The sequence below is a fragment of the Hymenobacter coalescens genome, from assembly GCF_054783195.1.
Genome location: NZ_BAAGRA010000002.1, coordinates 54,000 through 69,285, shown reverse-complemented (window position 1 = coordinate 69,285; position 15,286 = coordinate 54,000). Strand labels below are relative to the sequence as shown.

Genomic DNA, 15,286 nt, shown 5'->3' with positions numbered 1-15,286 from the left:
CGCCGGAAAATCCTCTCCAAGACCAACCTGCACCTTTTTACCCTTCGCGCCCGTCTACAATGAGACAGTTAAAAATCAGCAAGCAGATTACCAACCGCGAAAGCCAGTCGCTGGATAAATACCTCCAGGAGATTGGTAAGGTCGATCTGCTCACTCCCGATGAGGAGGTAACGCTGGCGCAACGCATCAAGGAGGGCGACCAGCAGGCGCTGGAAAAGCTCACCAAAGCCAACCTGCGCTTCGTGGTGTCGGTGGCCAAACAATACCAGAACCAAGGTCTGTCGCTGGGCGATTTGATCAACGAGGGCAACCTCGGCCTGATCAAAGCCGCCAAGCGCTTCGACGAAACCCGTGGCTTTAAGTTCATCTCTTACGCCGTGTGGTGGATTCGCCAGTCCATCCTGCAGGCCTTGGCCGAGCAGTCGCGCATCGTGCGCCTGCCCCTGAACCGCGTCGGCTCGCTGAACAAGATCAGCAAGTCGTTTTCGGAGCTGGAGCAGAAGTTCGAGCGGGAGCCCTCGCCCGAGGAAATTGCCGAAGTACTGGAGCTGACCACCTCGGAAGTGGTGGACACGCTCAAGATTTCGGGCCGCCACGTGTCGGTGGACGCGCCGTTTGTGCAAGGCGAAGAAAACCGCCTGCTCGACGTGCTCGAAAACGAGGACGAAGAGTCGCCGGACATGGGCCTGATGAACGACTCGCTGCGCAAGGAAGTGCAGCGCGCCCTCTCCACGCTCACCAAGCGCGAAGCGGACGTGATTACGCTGTACTTCGGCCTGAACGGCGAGCATTCGCTTACGCTGGAGGAAATCGGCGAGAAGTTCAACCTGACCCGCGAGCGGGTGCGCCAGATCAAGGAAAAGGCCATCCGCCGCCTGCGCCACACCTCGCGCAGCAAAGCGTTGAAGCCGTACCTGGGCTAATAACCTTCCTGACATTCGTCAGCAGCGAAAACCCCGACCCGATGGTCGGGGTTTTTGTTTGACCAAGTGGCAGACGGTTTACCGACACATCTGCCACTATGGTACTATGCGGTCATTCGGCCGCATTCCGACGCGGGTAGTACGAGTTTTGACTAGTACTTCCGCGGAGGGACTTACCTTTGCCGCTCCTTACGGAATTCGTTTTGCAACACATGGAGAATACTGCCGCAGAACACGTCAAGTGTCTGATCATTGGGTCGGGGCCGGCCGGCTATACCGCGGCCATTTACGCGGCCCGCGCCAACATGGCGCCCGTTATGTACCAAGGACTGCAGCCCGGCGGGCAGCTGACCATTACCAACGACGTGGAGAACTTCCCCGGCTACCCCGACGGCATCATGGGGCCGGAAATGATGGAAGACCTGAAAAAGCAGGCGGCGCGTTTCGGTACCGATATTCGCTACGGCATTGCCACCTCGGTGGACTTCTCGGGCCACCCGCACCGCGTTACCATTGACGAAAAGCACACGCTGACCGCTGACGCCGTCATTATTGCCACCGGGGCCTCGGCTAAGTGGCTGGGCCTGGAGTCGGAGGCGCGGCTGAACGGCTCGGGCGTATCGGCCTGCGCCGTGTGCGACGGGTTCTTCTACCGCGGCAAGGACGTGGCCATCGTGGGCGCCGGCGACACGGCGGCTGAGGAGGCTACCTACCTGGCCAACCTCTGCAACAAGGTGTACATGCTGGTGCGGAAAGGGGAGATGCGCGCTTCCAAGATCATGCAGAAGCGCGTGCTGGACAACCCCAAGATTGAGGTGTTGTTCAACACGGCCACCGACGAAATCCTCGGGGAGCACGCTGTGGAAGCCGTGCGGGTGAAGAACATCCTGACCCACGAGACGCGTGAGCTGGCCATCGAGGGCTTCTTCGTGGCCATTGGGCACGAACCGAACTCGGCTATCTTCCGCGAGTACTTGCACCACGACGAGCAGGGCTACCTGAAGACCATTCCGGGCACGAGCAAAACCAACGTCGACGGCGTGTTTGCCTGCGGCGACGTGCAGGACTTCGTGTACCGGCAGGCCGTGACGGCGGCCGGCACCGGCTGCATGGCCGCGCTGGACGCGGAGCGGTACCTGGCGGCGCTGGGTGTGCACTAGGTTTTCGGTGCGGGCCAATACTAGAAATTGTATTTGGCCGTTGCAACGGGCCGGCTCACCTGCGGGGTGGGCCGGCCCGTTTTGCTCGGCTTCCGTACCTTTGCGGGCTCCCGAGGGCTGCGCTGCCACGCGTGGCCCGCGGGGATTCCACCCAGTCCTATTGCACTTGTCAAACGCATTCAAATTCTGGCTGCTCGGGCTGCTAGCCCTGCTGCTGTGCCTGGCTCCAGAGGCGGCCCACGCCCAGCGCGGCCGCCGCACGCCCAAAACCAAAGCCAAAGCCGGCACGCCGAAGGATTTCTTCCGCATCAGGGCCCCCAAGATCCGCTACGTGCGGCCCGACACGGCCGTCGTTATCGAAACCGAAGAGCTGCCCGACGATAACTCCGAAGCCGCCAAGTCGGTGTTTCGGCCGGCCAAGCCGCTGAGCATCGTCAGCGAGGATACCAGCACCCTGAACCTAGGCCAGCAGAGCATCGTGGAGATGTCGGAGGAAGTGCTGATTGATTCGTCGTGGATCAAGGTGGCGGGTTACTACTCCATCTGGGACACGCGCTACGTGAACCCGTACCGCCGCGACCCGCGCAACTACCGCGACACGCTTACGCTGCGCCTGACCGACCCCGCGCGGCAACGCATGGCCCGCATGCCGCTCAACACGACGCCGGTTACCTCGAGCTTCCGTTTTCGGGGCTACCGCTGGCACTACGGCGTGGACCTGGACCTGGATACCGGCGACTCCGTGAAGACGGCCTTCGACGGCGTGGTGCGCGTGGTGAACTGGGACGGCGGCGGCTACGGCAACTACATCGTGGTGCGGCACTACAACGGCCTGGAGACGGTGTACGGCCACCTGAGCAAGCAACTCGTGAAGCCCGGCACGTTCGTCAAGGCCGGGCAGCTCATCGGCAAGGGCGGGAGCACCGGCCGCAGCACCGGCTCGCACCTGCACTACGAGGTGCGCTACGAGGGCAACCCCATCAACCCGGAAGAGATTTACAACTTCCCGGAGTACCAGCTGCGCAAGGAAAACCTGGAAATCACGGCCGCGCTGTTTAGCTACGCCGGTCAGGCCGCCCGCATGAAAGCCGCCGTGCAGGCCCGCGCCGCCCAGCACAAGCCCACCGCCGCCCGCCGCACCGTGTCGCACAAGATCCGCTCGGGCGATACGCTGTCGGAAATTGCCGACAAGTACGGCGTCTCGCAGGCCCAGATCCGGCGCCTGAACGGTCTGAGCAGCAGCTCCACCCTGCGCGTCGGTCGCACGATACGGATCAAATAGAGTTGTCAGTTGGCGGTTGTGAGTTACCAGTGCATACCGGCGGCTTCTACCGACAACTCACAACCGGCAACTGACAACTACCTAATGAAACTCGACATTCTGATCCTGGCCGCGCACCCCGACGACGCGGAACTGTGCGCCGGCGGCACCATTGCCGCGGCCATTTCGCAAGGCAAAAAAGTAGGCATCGTGGACCTCACGCGCGGGGAGCTAGGTACCCGCGGCACGCCCGAAACCCGGGCGCGGGAAGCGGCCGCCGCCGCCGGTATCCTCGGCATCAGCATCCGCGAAAACCTGGGCCTGCCCGACGGCTTCTTCCGCAACGACCGGGAGCATCAGCTGCCCATCATCGGCGCCGTGCGCCGCTACCAGCCCGACGTCGTGCTCTGCAACGCCGTGCACGACCGGCACCCCGACCACGGCCGTGGCTCGCAGCTAGCCTCCGAAGCCTGCTTCCTGGCCGGCCTGCGCATGATTGAGACGCTAGGCCACGACGGGCAGCCCCAGGCCCCCTGGCGCCCCGGCCGGGTGTACCATTTCATCCAGGACCGCTACATCAAGCCCGACTTCGTGGTGGACATTTCGGCCCACTGGGAAACCAAGCGCGCCTCGGTGGCCGCTTACGGCTCGCAGTTCAACGTGGCCGCCGACGGGCAGCCGCACACCCACATTTCCTCACCGGAGTTCTGGCACTTCGTGGAAGGCCGGGCGCGGGAGTTCGGCCACGCTATCGGGGTAGAGTTCGGGGAAGGCTTCACCGTGGAGCGCCCGATTGGGGTGCGGGACTTGGCGGGGTGGTTTTAGGGAATACAGTTAAAGTAGGCTCCTGCTTGGTTTATTTATGGAGTGTTGCCACTGGGACATTCGTAATCATTCCAGGGTTTCTGGCTTGTTGCTGGAAAGTTTTGACAAACTCTTGTGCCTCTTGCATCGTGGTTGGGTACTTCATGTATTGGCCTCCCCACGGATGCTCGTAAATGTGCTGATAATAAAAGCCGTGGTCTGCTAGATGCTTGGCGACCTTCCACTTGGCTGTTTCACGCTTTTTAGGTAGTCGAAATTGTTGTGCCATTATCACGATAACGTCTCCACAGGCTGGGCACTTCTTTGGCCCTATCGTTCCATAAGGGGCATTAAAAGCTTGGCAACAAGCAAAGCAAACGTGTTTAGCGCCCATACGGATAGTGTTCAAGTTGTGCGTTTCTCAAAGTAAGCCAACCAAAAAATATAAAACAGAAAAGCCCGGTTGATTCCAGCCGGGCTTTTCTGTTTTCAACAGTTCAGCAGAATACTACCGAGCCAACCGGTTCTTCTTCCAGTTCGATACCGGCACGGCCGCGCCGCCCGCAGCCGCACCATTCGTGGCGGCGGTGCCACCTTTCTGCTCGGTGAGCAGCTTGGCGGCCAGCACGGCGGCCAGCTGGGCCAGCTCGGGGCTGGGCTGCAGCTGCAGCACGCTGGGCTGGAAATGGTCCTTGATGAAGTTCGTGTCGAAGTCGCCGCTGACGAAAGCAGGGTGGCGCAGCACGTAGGTGCCGAAGCCCAGGGTGGTTTCGATGCCGGTAATCTGGTACTCCTCGATGGCGCGCAGCATGCGGTCAATGGCTTCCTGGCGGTTGGCGCCGTAAGTGACCAGCTTGGCAATCATCGGGTCGTAGTAGATGGGAATGTCCATGCCCTGCTCGAAGCCGTCGTCGACGCGCACGCCGGGGCCCTGGGGGCGCACGTAGGTTTGCAGGCGGCCGATGTCGGGCAGGAAGTTGTTCTGCGGGTCTTCGGCGTACACGCGCAGCTCCAGGGCGTGGCCGGTGATGCTCAGGTCCTCCTGGCGGAAGCTCAGCGGCTCGCCCTGGGCTACCTTGATCTGCTCCTTCACCAGGTCGAGGCCCGTAATCATTTCCGTGACGGGGTGCTCCACCTGCAGGCGGGTGTTCATCTCCAGGAAGTAGAAGTTGCGCTGGTCATCCAGCAGAAACTCCACGGTGCCGGCGCCGGTGTAGTTGCAGGCCCGGGCCACGTCGACGGCGCAGCGGCCCATTTCGGCGCGCAGCTCGGGCGTGAGCACCGAAGAGGGCGCTTCCTCAATCACCTTCTGGTGGCGGCGCTGAATGGAGCATTCCCGCTCGAACAGATGCACGATGTTGCCGTGCTCGTCGCCTAATACCTGAATTTCGATGTGGCGCGGGCCGGTCACGAACTTCTCGATGAACACCGCTCCGTCGCCGAAGGCCGAGGTGGCTTCGTTGATGGCCAATTGCATCTGCTCCTCAAACTCCGCGGCCGCGTGCACCAGGCGCATGCCCTTGCCGCCGCCGCCGGCCGAGGCCTTGATCAGGATGGGGAAGCCCACCGTCTGGGCAATGCGCTTGGCTTCTTCCACGTCGCTGATGGCCTCGTCGGTGCCGGGCACCAGCGGGATGTCGTAGGCCTTCACGGCCTGCTTGGCCGAGAGCTTGTCGCCCATGATGTTCATGGCCTCGGGCGAGGGACCGACGAAGATGATGCCGGCCTGCTTGACGAGGCGGGCAAACTCCGCGTTTTCGGAGAGGAAGCCGTAGCCGGGGTGGATGGCGTCGACGCCGAGCTCCTTGCAGGCGGCAATGATTTTGTCGCCGCGCAGGTAGCTGTCCTTGGAGGCGGGCGGGCCCACGCACACGGCCTCGTCGGCGTAGCGCACGTGCAGGGCGTTGCGGTCGGCTTCGGAGTAGATGGCGACGGTCTTCAGGCCCATTTCGCGGGCCGAGCGCAGCACGCGCAGGGCAATTTCGCCGCGGTTGGCGACGAGCAGCTTGGTGATTTTCTTCATGCCGGAAGGGGGCAAGGGGAGGGAGCAGAGGGTTGGAAGGCCGAAAGTAATAGGTAGGGCCGAGTGTAGCGCGCCCCGCGCCGGCAGAACGGGCGGCAGCGGCGGTGCGCACCGCAGTTGAGGCCGGCCGCCGGCTGAAGCTGAACAAGGCCTGGACACGCCCCCGTGGGGCCGCTGGCGGCCCCACGGGGGCGCTATTCGTTATGCCGAATATCACGGTGCCTAACGCGCGTTGGCTGAACGCCGTTTCGTAACTTGCGCCGCAGTCGGCCTGTGCCCAGCGCGGTGCGGGCCGATGGTTTTTTCCGCTTACTCACCCAAAAGCATCCCCGCGTGGACATTTTTGAGAGAATTGCCGCCAACCGCGGCCCGCTCGGCAGCCACTCGCACTACGCCCACGGCTACTTCACCTTCCCCAAGCTCGAAGGCGAAATCAAGCCGCGCATGATTTTCCGGGGCAAGGAAGTCCTGACCTGGAGCCTCAATAACTACCTCGGCCTGGCCAACCACCCCGAGGTGCGCAAGGCCGACGCCGAGGCCGCTGCCGAGTTTGGCATGGCCCTGCCCATGGGCGCCCGCATCATGAGCGGCAACTCCAATTACCACGAGCAGCTGGAAAACGAGCTGGCCGACTTCATCAAGAAGGACGACGTGCTGCTGCTGAACTTTGGCTACCAGGGCGTGGTCAGCATCATCGACGCGCTGGTGTCGCGCCACGACGTGATTGTGTACGACGCCGAGTCGCACGCCTGCATCATCGACGGGGTACGCCTGCACGCTGGCAAGCGCTTCGTGTTCCGGCACAACGACATGGAGAGCCTCGAAAAGCAACTGCAAGCCGCCAAGCGCATCGTTGACGAGACGGGCGGCGGCATCCTGGTGATTACCGAGGGCGCTTTCGGCATGTCGGGCAACCAGGGCAACCTGCGGGACGTCGTCGCGCTGAAGGAGAAATTCAACTTTCGCCTCTTCGTTGACGACGCGCACGGCTTCGGCACGATGGGCGCTACGGGCGCCGGTACAGGCGAGGAACAGGGCGTGCAGGATGGCATCGACCTTTATTTTTCGACGTTTGCCAAGTCCATGGCTAGCATCGGTGCCTTCGTCGGAGGGCCCGAGCCGGTAATTGAATATTTGCGCTACAACATGCGCAGCCAGATCTTCGCCAAATCGCTGCCCATGCCGCTGGTGGTGGGCGCGCTCAAGCGCCTGGAGCTGCTGCGCACCCAGCCCGAGCTGAAGGAAAACCTCTGGACCATCGTGCGGGCGCTGCAGAGCGGCCTGCGCGAGAAAGGCTTCAACATCGGCACCACCACCACCCCGGTAACGCCGGTGCTGCTGAACGGCGAAATTCCGGACGCCACGGCCCTAACCTTCGATTTGCGTGAGAATTACGGCATTTTCTGCTCCATCGTGGTGTACCCGGTGGTGCCGAAAGGCGTGATTATGCTGCGCCTCATCCCGACGGCCGTGCACACGCTGGAAGACGTGAACCAGACCATTGCCGCCTTCGAGGCCATTGCCGCCAAGCTGGACAAGGGCCTGTACTCCAAACAGCCCGCTACGGCCTAGAAACCCCTTTTTGGCCTGTAAGCTCAGCCGCCCGTTGCTAACGCAGCGGGTGGCTTTGTTTTTGTACTTTATGCAGAGAATTTAGCCAAGGACGAAAATGCAAAACGCCGATTTTGGGTGGTGAAAAGCGCCCATACGGCGCGGAAAGGGGGTTGAAAAAAAAAGTTGAAAATTAGCTTTGATTTGAAATGCTCGTATATTAGGCCCGGTCAAACCCTTGTTTCACACCACTAACCCCCCTCTCTTTTCTCATGGCTAACAATTTTGGCAAGCTGCGTGACCTCGTAATGTCGCTGGAAGCTGACTTCGAGAAGTTCTACGACAAGAGCAACTCTGCTGCCGGCACCCGCGTGCGCAAGGGCATGCAGGAACTGAAGAACATGGCACAGGAAATCCGCGCTGAAGTGCAGAACACCAAAAACAGCGCCGCTGGTGCTGCTGGTGGTTCGAACGGCGCTGCGAAGCCCGCTGCCGCTAAGAAAGCTGCTCCGGCTGCTGGCGCTGCCAAGAAAGCTGCTCCGGCGAAGAAGAAGTAATGCCGGGCGGCCCGGTCAGGCCGCTCTGCTTACCCTACAAAAAAGGGCGTCTGGTGCAAACCAGACGCCCTTTTTGTGTTGCGGTCGACCTACCTGGCTAGGTCAGCTTGATCAGGTAGTAGTTTTTCTTGCCCTTCTGCGCCACGATGTACCGATCGAGCAACAGCGGCACGTCGGTGGCCTGTTGCTCCGCGGTGACTTTTTCGCGGTTCAGGCTCACGCCGCCGCCCTGAATCATCTTGCGGGCTTCGCCCTTGCTCGGGAAGATGGTGCTGCCGGTCGCTTCGCTCAGCAGGCCGATGACGCCGTGCTCGGCCAGGGCCGCGCGGGGCACCTCCACCAGCGGCACGCCGGCGAAGACGTCGAGCAGGTTGGCTTCGTCGAGCGAGGCCAGGTCGCCGCCGCCGAACAAGACCTGCGAAGCCGCCAGGGCCGCTTCGTAGGCCGCCTGGCCGTGCACGCGGATGGTCACGTCCTTGGCCAGAGCCTTCTGCAGGGTGCGCAGGTGCGGGGCCTGGGCGTGCTCGGCTTCTAGGGCTTCGATGTCGGCCTGGGGGAGCAGCGTGAACACGCGGATCAGGCGCGGCACTTCGGCGTCGGCGGCGTTCAGGAAGAACTGGTAGAACTGGTAGGGCGAGGTCATCGTCGGGTCAAGCCACACGGTGCCCGTCTCCGACTTGCCGTACTTGGTGCCGTCGGCCTTGGTGATGAGCTGGCCGGTCATGGCGTAGGCTTTGCCTTCGCCGCCGGTCATGCGGCGGATCAGCTCGGTGCCGGTGGTGATGTTGCCCCACTGGTCCGAGGCGCCCATCTGCAGCGTCACGCCCAGCTCTTTGTAGAGGTGGTAGAAGTCGTAGCCCTGCAGCAGCTGGTAGCTGAACTCGGTGTAGCTCAGGCCCTCGGCGCCGGAGTCCTCGTTGCCGCTGATGCGGCGCTTCACCGAGTCCTTGGCCATCATGTAATTCACCGTCAAGTGCTTGCCTACCTCGCGCAGAAACTGCAGGAAGCCAAAGTCCTTGAACCAGTCGTAATTGTTGACGACCAGCGCGCCGGTCGGGCCTTCCGAGAAGTCCAGGAACTTCTCCAGCTGGGCCCGGATGCCGGCCTGGTTGCGACGCAGCGCGTCCTCGTCGAGCAGGTTGCGCTCGGCGGACTTGCCCGACGGGTCGCCGATCATGCCGGTGGCGCCGCCCACCAGGGCCACGGGGCGGTGGCCGGCGCGCTGCAGGTGCACCAGCAGCATGATGGTGGCCAGGTTGCCGATGTGCAGCGAGGGGGCCGTCGGGTCGAAGCCGATGTAGCCGGAGACGGGCGCGTGGTTCTGCAGCTGCTCGTCGGTGCCGGGCATCATGTCGTGAAACATGCCGCGCCAGCGCAGTTCGTCGATAAGGGTCATTTAGTTGGCAGTTGTTGGTTGGCAGTTGGCAGGGCCGCAGGAGCAGAACAAACGGCCAACTCGCAACGGCCAACTGCCAACTACTATCTGGGGCAAAGGTAAGCGGCCGGGTCGCTGTCGCCGCAAGTCGTTTATTCGAAGCCTTCCTGGGCTTCCTTGATGCGGGTGCGCACAAATCCCAGGAACTCCGGCTTGGGGTGGCGGTACAGGATGACTTCGCCGCCTCGAACACGGGCGTACGGATTCCGGACACGACCCACGATTTCGCTTTGCCGGAACATCCGGGGCAGGTTATCGTCGGGGCCGCCTTCGTTGGCGTACACGATGGCGCTGATTGTATCGGGCTGGGGCATCCAATACGAATTGGAGCCGTTGAGCGAGTAGCAGCGGGGTACCCCGAGGGCCGGGCCGTACCAGTTCACGGCGCCTGCCTGCCCGTAGTTGTCGGCGTACACGATGCAGTGGGCGCGCTCGGCGGGCGGCAGCTTGGCCAGGGCCTGCTGCACCAGCGGGGCGTACTCGTTCCAGCCGTGCATGTCGGCCACGTCCTGCGGCAAGGCGTGCTGCTGGCCGTCTTCCCAGCGGGTTACGCCTTCGAGGATGCTTAGTTTTTGTACGTAGCGGCTGAGGCTGCCAATGGAAAAAACGGGCAGAATGGCGGGGATAACCGGCAACGCCAGCGCCACGCCCAGCCCCAGCGTACCAGCCAAGGCTACCCGGCTTTTACGTTCGAGAAACACCGCGCCCAGCGCCATCAACGGGGGATAGACCGACGCGGCGTAGTAGTTTTTGCCGCGGGTCAGCAGCAGTATTCCGATAACAAAGAAATAGGCCAGGGCCAGCGGGCGGTACGCTTTGCCGCGGGGGGTAAAGGCAAACCACAGGCCCGCCAGCCAGAGGCCGGTCCCGGCCAGCGTCATGGGCAGCTGGTCGACCAGGAAGTTGACCGGCGACACGTGGGTGAGCTGGGTTTCCTGCAGCTTGTTCATGTGCCCGAGCACCGGCCAGTGGTGCGTGGCCTGCCAAACGAGGTTGGGCAGGAAAATCAGGGCGGCCAAGCCCACGGCCTGCCAGAACCAGCGCGTGGCCAGCCAGGGGCGCTCGGCCGGGGTGAGCAGCAAGGCCAGCACCAAGGCTGCTACGTAGAACGCGGTGGTATACTTGGCCAGCAGCCCCAGCCCGATGGCCGCGCCCAGCCCGAGCAGCAGGCGCGGCTCGTGGGTGTGCACGAAGCGCACCAGGAGCCAGCCGTAGAGCGTCCAGAAGAACACGTCGAGGAAGTTCGGCTGGAACAAGCCGTGCATGGCCAGGTACACCGGCGCCAGGGCTACGCCGAGCCCCGCCGCCACCTGCGCGCCGCGTCCGCCGCCCGCCTCGCGCGCAATCAGGCCGGTGAGGAGCACCGTGAGCCCGCCGAACAGGGCGGGGAAGAACTTTACCCCAACCACGCTGTGCCCGAGCACGGCCTGTGCCAGCCACGAGAGCGGGGCCAGCAGCGGCGGAATTTCCTTGTACCCCCAAGCCAGGTGGTGGGCCATGTCGAGGTAGAGGTATTCGTCGCGGTGCAGGCCGTAGCGGCCCGAGAGCAGCAGTTGCATCAGGAATTTGCCGGCGGCCACGGCGAGCAGCCACGCGTCGAGACGTATTGGGCGGGCCGGGCGTGAGGGAGCGGAAACGGGCATCATGGGGTGATAAAGGTGCGGGGAAAGGTACCGGGCGGCGTTACCTTTGCAAGGCCACTGGCAGCTTGCCGTTCGGCGAATATTCCGCTTTTCTCATTTAGTAGTACCCCAATGCCCGCTCTCAGCCCGGACCAGATCATGCAACAGCTGCAGAAGCGGCAGTTTCAGCCGGTGTATTTTCTGCAGGGGGAGGAGCCGTACTACATCGACCTGGTATCGGATTTCATCGAGCAGCATGTGCTGAGCGAGGCCGACAAGGGCTTCAACCAGGTGGTGCTCTACGGCAAGGACACCGACATTCCGACGGTGCTCGGGCAGGCCCGGCGTTTTCCCATGATGGCCGAGCGCACCGTCGTCATCGTGAAGGAGGCCCAGAACCTGCCGGGGCTGGAGGCCGAGGCCGGGCAGACCATGCTCGAGGCCTACCTGAAAAACCCCTTGCCGAGCACCGTGCTGGTGTTTGCCCACAAGCACAAGTGCCTCGACGGGCGCAAGAAGCTCGGCAAGATCATGACCGAGCACGCGGTGCTGCTGACCTCCGACAAGCTGCGCGACTACCAGGTGCCGCAGTGGCTGCAGGCCACCATGAAGCAGCGCCAGCGCCCCATCCACGACGACGCGGTGCAGCTGCTGAGCGAGTACATCGGCCCCGACCTGGCCCGACTGCTGGGCGAAATCCAGAAAATGGAGCTGAACCTGCAGCCCGGCCAGCCCATCGACGCGGCCACCGTGCAGCGCATGGTGGGCATCAGCAAGGACTACAACATCTTCGAGCTGCAGAAGGCGCTGATCATGCGCGACGTGCTCAAGGCCAACCGCATCATCCGGCACTTTGCGCTGAACCCCAAGGACAACCCGCTCATCCCGAACCTGACGCTGCTCTTCAACTTCTTTCTGCGCCTCTTGCAGCTGCACACCGTGCCGAACCCCTCGGCCGCCGACTGGAAGAAAATCGGCGTCACGAACCCGTACGCCCAGAAGGAGTACCAGCAGGCCATGAAGGTGTTTTCGTACCAGCGCACCCGCGACATCATCCGCCTGCTGCGCCGCGCCGACCTGCAGAGCAAGGGCGTGGAATCGGGCTCCATGTCGGAGGCCGATATCCTGCAGGAGCTGGTGTTTATGGTGCTGCACCCGCAGGTGCCGGTGGCGGCGGTGCTGGGGTAGAAGTGCAGCGGTAGACGCTACCATGGTGCGCCCGCGCGGGAACCAGGAGTTGTGGACCGCCATCTACGGCGGCGTTTTGTGTTCGAGAAGCCTCGATTTGTATAGCAGGGGCGGGGGCGGGCTTGCGGATTTTTGCAGGGTCGATTATTCACCCGTTTTTCCGTAACCCCGCATGAGCACCCTCCAACGCGTAGCCCTGGGCAGCCAGGGCCTGCAAGTCCCCGCCGAAGGGCTGGGCTGCATGGGCATGAGCCCCATCAACGGCGCCGCCATCTACGGCGCGGCCGACGAGGCCGAAAGCATTGCCACCATCCACCGCGCCCTGGAGCTGGGCGTGAACCTGCTCGACACGGCCGATTTGTACGGCCCGCTGCTCAACGAGCGGCTGGTCGGCCGGGCCATTGCGGGCCGCCGCCCGGAGGTTGTGCTGGCCACCAAGTTCGGCTTCGAGGTCGACGACGAGCGGCAGCAGTGGACCGGCCGGCTCAACGGCCGCCCCGAGTACCTGCGCCACTGCATCGACCGCAGCCTGCGCAACCTCGGCACCGACTACGTGGACCTCTACTACCTGCACCGCATCGACCCGCAGGTGCCGGTGGAGGAAACCGTGGGCGCCATGAGCCGGCTGGTGGAAGAAGGCAAGGTGCGCTACCTGGGCCTTTCCGAAGCCCCCGCCGACGAACTGCGCCGGGCCCACGCCGTGCACCCCATCACGGCCCTGCAGACGGAATACTCGCTGTTCGACCGCACGGTGGAGGAAGCCGGCATCCTGGCCACGGCCCGCGAACTGGGCATCGGCTTCGTGGCCTACGCGCCGCTGGGCCGCGGCTTCCTCACCGGCGACATCAAAACGCCCGACGATTTCGCCGCCGACGACTTCCGCCGCCACTTCCCGCGCTACCAGGGCGAAAACTTCTACAAGAACCTGGAGTTGGTGCAGAAGCTGGAAGCCCTGGCCGCCGAGAAAAGCGTCACCACCGCCCAGCTAGCCCTGGCCTGGGTGCTGACGCAGGGCGTGGTGGCCATTCCGGGCACCAAGCGGCGCCAGTACCTGGAGCAGAACGTGGCCGCCGCCAGCCTTGCCCTGTCGGCGCAGGAGCTGGCCGAACTCGACGCCATCATGCCGGTGGGCAGCGCCGCCGGCGCCGCTTACCCCACCGGGATGTAAGTTGCTATGCCAGGCAATCCAGCGCTTGATGCAGAGGCGTAACCAGAACGTCATGTCGAGCTGGGCGAGACATCTCGCGTGCTTCGTTGAACGACTAAAATAGGTCGTCCTGCTGAGCGCAGTCGAAGCATCTCTACCGCTTCGCCAGATAGAAATTACTATCCGACCTCAGCGGTAGAGATGCTTCGACTGCGCTCAGCAGGACGTTCTTTTTGTACCGTTCTTTTCCGAACGTTCAACGTCAACACGCGAGATGTCTCGCCCAGCTCGACATGACGGTCAACGCGTACTAATAGTCCCAAAGGAATAATCATGAAACCCGCCGCCAAAGAATTTCGCGTGCTGAGCACCGTGACGGACTATACCCGCTTCTACGGGCTGCCCGCACCGGCGCACCCCCTGCTCACCGTCATCGACCTGGCGCAGGCCCGCTGCCTGCCGCCGGTGACCACGCCGGTAGTGCAGCAGCTGTACACCGTGGCGCTGAAGCGCGGCCTGAAGGGCACCATCATCTACGGCCGGCAGTCCTACGACTTCCGCGAAGGGGTGCTGTTCTTCGTCGGGCCGGGCCAGGTTTTCGCCGCCGACCCCGACTTGGACGTTTCCGCGCTGGAGGGCTGGATGCTGGTGTTTCACCCCGATTTGCTGCGGAAGTACCCGCTGGGCCGGAAGCTGGCCGGCTACGGGTACTTTTCCTACCAGTCCAACGAGGCGCTGCACCTCTCGGCGCGGGAGGAAGACCTGCTCAACGGCCTGCTGCTGGGCATCCGGCGCGAGTACGAGCAGCCCATCGACGCCTTCAGCCAGGACGTGCTGGTGGCCCAGCTGGAAGTGCTGCTGAACTACGCCAACCGCTTCTACCACCGGCAGTTTCTCACCCGCGGGGCCGCCCAGCACGATTTGCTCAGCCGCTTCGAGCAACTGCTCACGGAATATTTTGCCCGGGAGGGGCCGCAGCCGCTGCCCACCGTGCAGCACTTCGCCGACGCGCTGCACGTGTCGCCGGCCTACCTGAGCGACCTGCTGCGCACCCTCACCGGCCAGACCACCCAGCAGCACCTGCACCACGCCCTCATCGACAAAGCCAAGCACCTGCTGCTGAGTACCTCGCTGACGGTCAACGAAACCGCCTTTCAGCTCGGCTTCGAGTACCCGCAGTACTTCAGCCGGCTGTTCAAGAGCAAGACCGGCCTGACCCCGGCCGCGTTTCGGGTTTCGGCGTAGTAGCCCGCCGGCAAGTGCGGTTTTATCCGCATTTTGGCGGGTCTATCACCTCAGGTAGTAATTGAATATGCTAGACATAGCTCGTCTGCATCCGCTTATCGTACCGCGGGAATACATCGAAAGCGGAAGCTGGGACTTACCGCATGTAGCCCTGCCCAACCAGGAGTTCATCTTAACTTGGGTGGATTACGGCGAGGCTATGGTTTATCTGGACCGGGATGAGTCGAATGAGTTGGAAAACTCAGGCAATGAGTGGCAGCGCCGGGCCCTCGATAACGTTCGACAGACAAAATACTTAGCGTTATCACCAGCGCGATGCAGACGGTAAGATTGCGTGGGTCGCTTTTGTAAACGATGAGGATACCATCAG

12 protein-coding genes and 1 pseudogene are annotated in these 15,286 nt (G+C 62.9%); 9 read left to right on the top strand and 4 right to left on the bottom strand.

Annotation, left to right across the window (positions count from 1 at the left end):
* Window positions 1-59 precede the first annotated feature (59 nt).
* From ACYVKQ_RS01440 to bshB1, 4 genes are all read left to right on the top strand, one after another.
* Entirely contained in the window at window positions 60-923 is an 864-nt protein-coding gene (locus ACYVKQ_RS01440) for a sigma-70 family RNA polymerase sigma factor (RefSeq protein ID WP_044513580.1), read from the top strand.
* Window positions 924-1,135: 212 nt separating this feature from the next.
* Window positions 1,136-2,083 carry an NAD(P)/FAD-dependent oxidoreductase gene (gene trxB / locus ACYVKQ_RS01435; protein ID WP_460574861.1) on the top strand — a complete coding sequence of 316 codons (948 nt, stop codon included), beginning with the start codon at window positions 1,136-1,138 and terminating at the stop codon, window positions 2,081-2,083.
* A gap of 166 nt (window positions 2,084-2,249) precedes the next feature.
* Window positions 2,250-3,365: a peptidoglycan DD-metalloendopeptidase family protein gene (locus ACYVKQ_RS01430; protein ID WP_460574859.1), complete on the top strand. Its 1,116-nt coding sequence runs from the start codon at window positions 2,250-2,252 to the stop codon at window positions 3,363-3,365.
* Between the two features lie 84 nt (window positions 3,366-3,449).
* On the top strand, window positions 3,450-4,169 hold the full coding sequence (bshB1, locus tag ACYVKQ_RS01425; RefSeq protein WP_460574857.1) for a bacillithiol biosynthesis deacetylase BshB1: 720 nt from the start codon (window positions 3,450-3,452) through the stop codon (window positions 4,167-4,169).
* A 31-nt stretch (window positions 4,170-4,200) separates the two neighbouring features.
* Here bshB1 and ACYVKQ_RS01420 read toward each other — a convergent pair whose 3' ends face one another.
* Together ACYVKQ_RS01420 and accC are read right to left on the bottom strand one after the other, a co-directional pair.
* Window positions 4,201-4,437 carry a hypothetical protein gene (locus ACYVKQ_RS01420; protein WP_460574855.1) on the bottom strand — a complete coding sequence of 79 codons (237 nt, stop codon included), beginning with the start codon at window positions 4,435-4,437 and terminating at the stop codon, window positions 4,201-4,203.
* Between the two features lie 219 nt (window positions 4,438-4,656).
* Complete coding sequence (gene accC / locus ACYVKQ_RS01415) at window positions 4,657-6,171, bottom strand: acetyl-CoA carboxylase biotin carboxylase subunit (protein WP_460574853.1); 1,515 nt, start codon at window positions 6,169-6,171, stop codon at window positions 4,657-4,659.
* 333 nt (window positions 6,172-6,504) lie between these two features.
* Between accC and ACYVKQ_RS01410 the strand changes: the two genes are divergently transcribed.
* Window positions 6,505-7,743: an aminotransferase class I/II-fold pyridoxal phosphate-dependent enzyme gene (locus ACYVKQ_RS01410; RefSeq protein WP_460574851.1), complete on the top strand. Its 1,239-nt coding sequence runs from the start codon at window positions 6,505-6,507 to the stop codon at window positions 7,741-7,743.
* A gap of 251 nt (window positions 7,744-7,994) precedes the next feature.
* A pseudogene (locus ACYVKQ_RS01405) lies at window positions 7,995-8,168 on the top strand (histone H1); the annotation flags it as partial.
* A gap of 208 nt (window positions 8,169-8,376) precedes the next feature.
* Here the strand turns inward: ACYVKQ_RS01405 and tyrS are convergent.
* Both tyrS and ACYVKQ_RS01395 read right to left on the bottom strand, forming a co-directional pair.
* Complete coding sequence (tyrS, locus tag ACYVKQ_RS01400) at window positions 8,377-9,675, bottom strand: tyrosine--tRNA ligase (protein WP_460574849.1); 1,299 nt, start codon at window positions 9,673-9,675, stop codon at window positions 8,377-8,379.
* Between the two features lie 131 nt (window positions 9,676-9,806).
* A complete protein-coding gene (locus ACYVKQ_RS01395; protein WP_460574847.1) occupies window positions 9,807-11,360 on the bottom strand; it encodes a glycosyltransferase family 39 protein in 1,554 nt (517 codons plus the stop codon).
* Window positions 11,361-11,468: 108 nt separating this feature from the next.
* On the opposite strand from ACYVKQ_RS01395, the gene holA reads away from it, so the two are divergent.
* The 3 genes from holA to ACYVKQ_RS01380 all read left to right on the top strand — a co-directional run bounded on the left by holA (window position 11,469) and on the right by ACYVKQ_RS01380 (window position 14,916).
* The gene (holA, locus tag ACYVKQ_RS01390) at window positions 11,469-12,524 is read left to right on the top strand and encodes a DNA polymerase III subunit delta (RefSeq protein WP_460574845.1); all 1,056 of its coding nucleotides are present in this window, start codon (window positions 11,469-11,471) and stop codon (window positions 12,522-12,524) included.
* A 172-nt stretch (window positions 12,525-12,696) separates the two neighbouring features.
* Window positions 12,697-13,692, top strand: a complete 996-nt coding sequence (locus ACYVKQ_RS01385; protein WP_460574843.1) for an aldo/keto reductase — start codon at window positions 12,697-12,699, stop codon at window positions 13,690-13,692.
* Window positions 13,693-14,004: 312 nt separating this feature from the next.
* On the top strand, window positions 14,005-14,916 hold the full coding sequence (locus ACYVKQ_RS01380) for a helix-turn-helix domain-containing protein (RefSeq protein WP_460574841.1): 912 nt from the start codon (window positions 14,005-14,007) through the stop codon (window positions 14,914-14,916).
* Window positions 14,917-15,286: the final 370 nt, after the last annotated feature.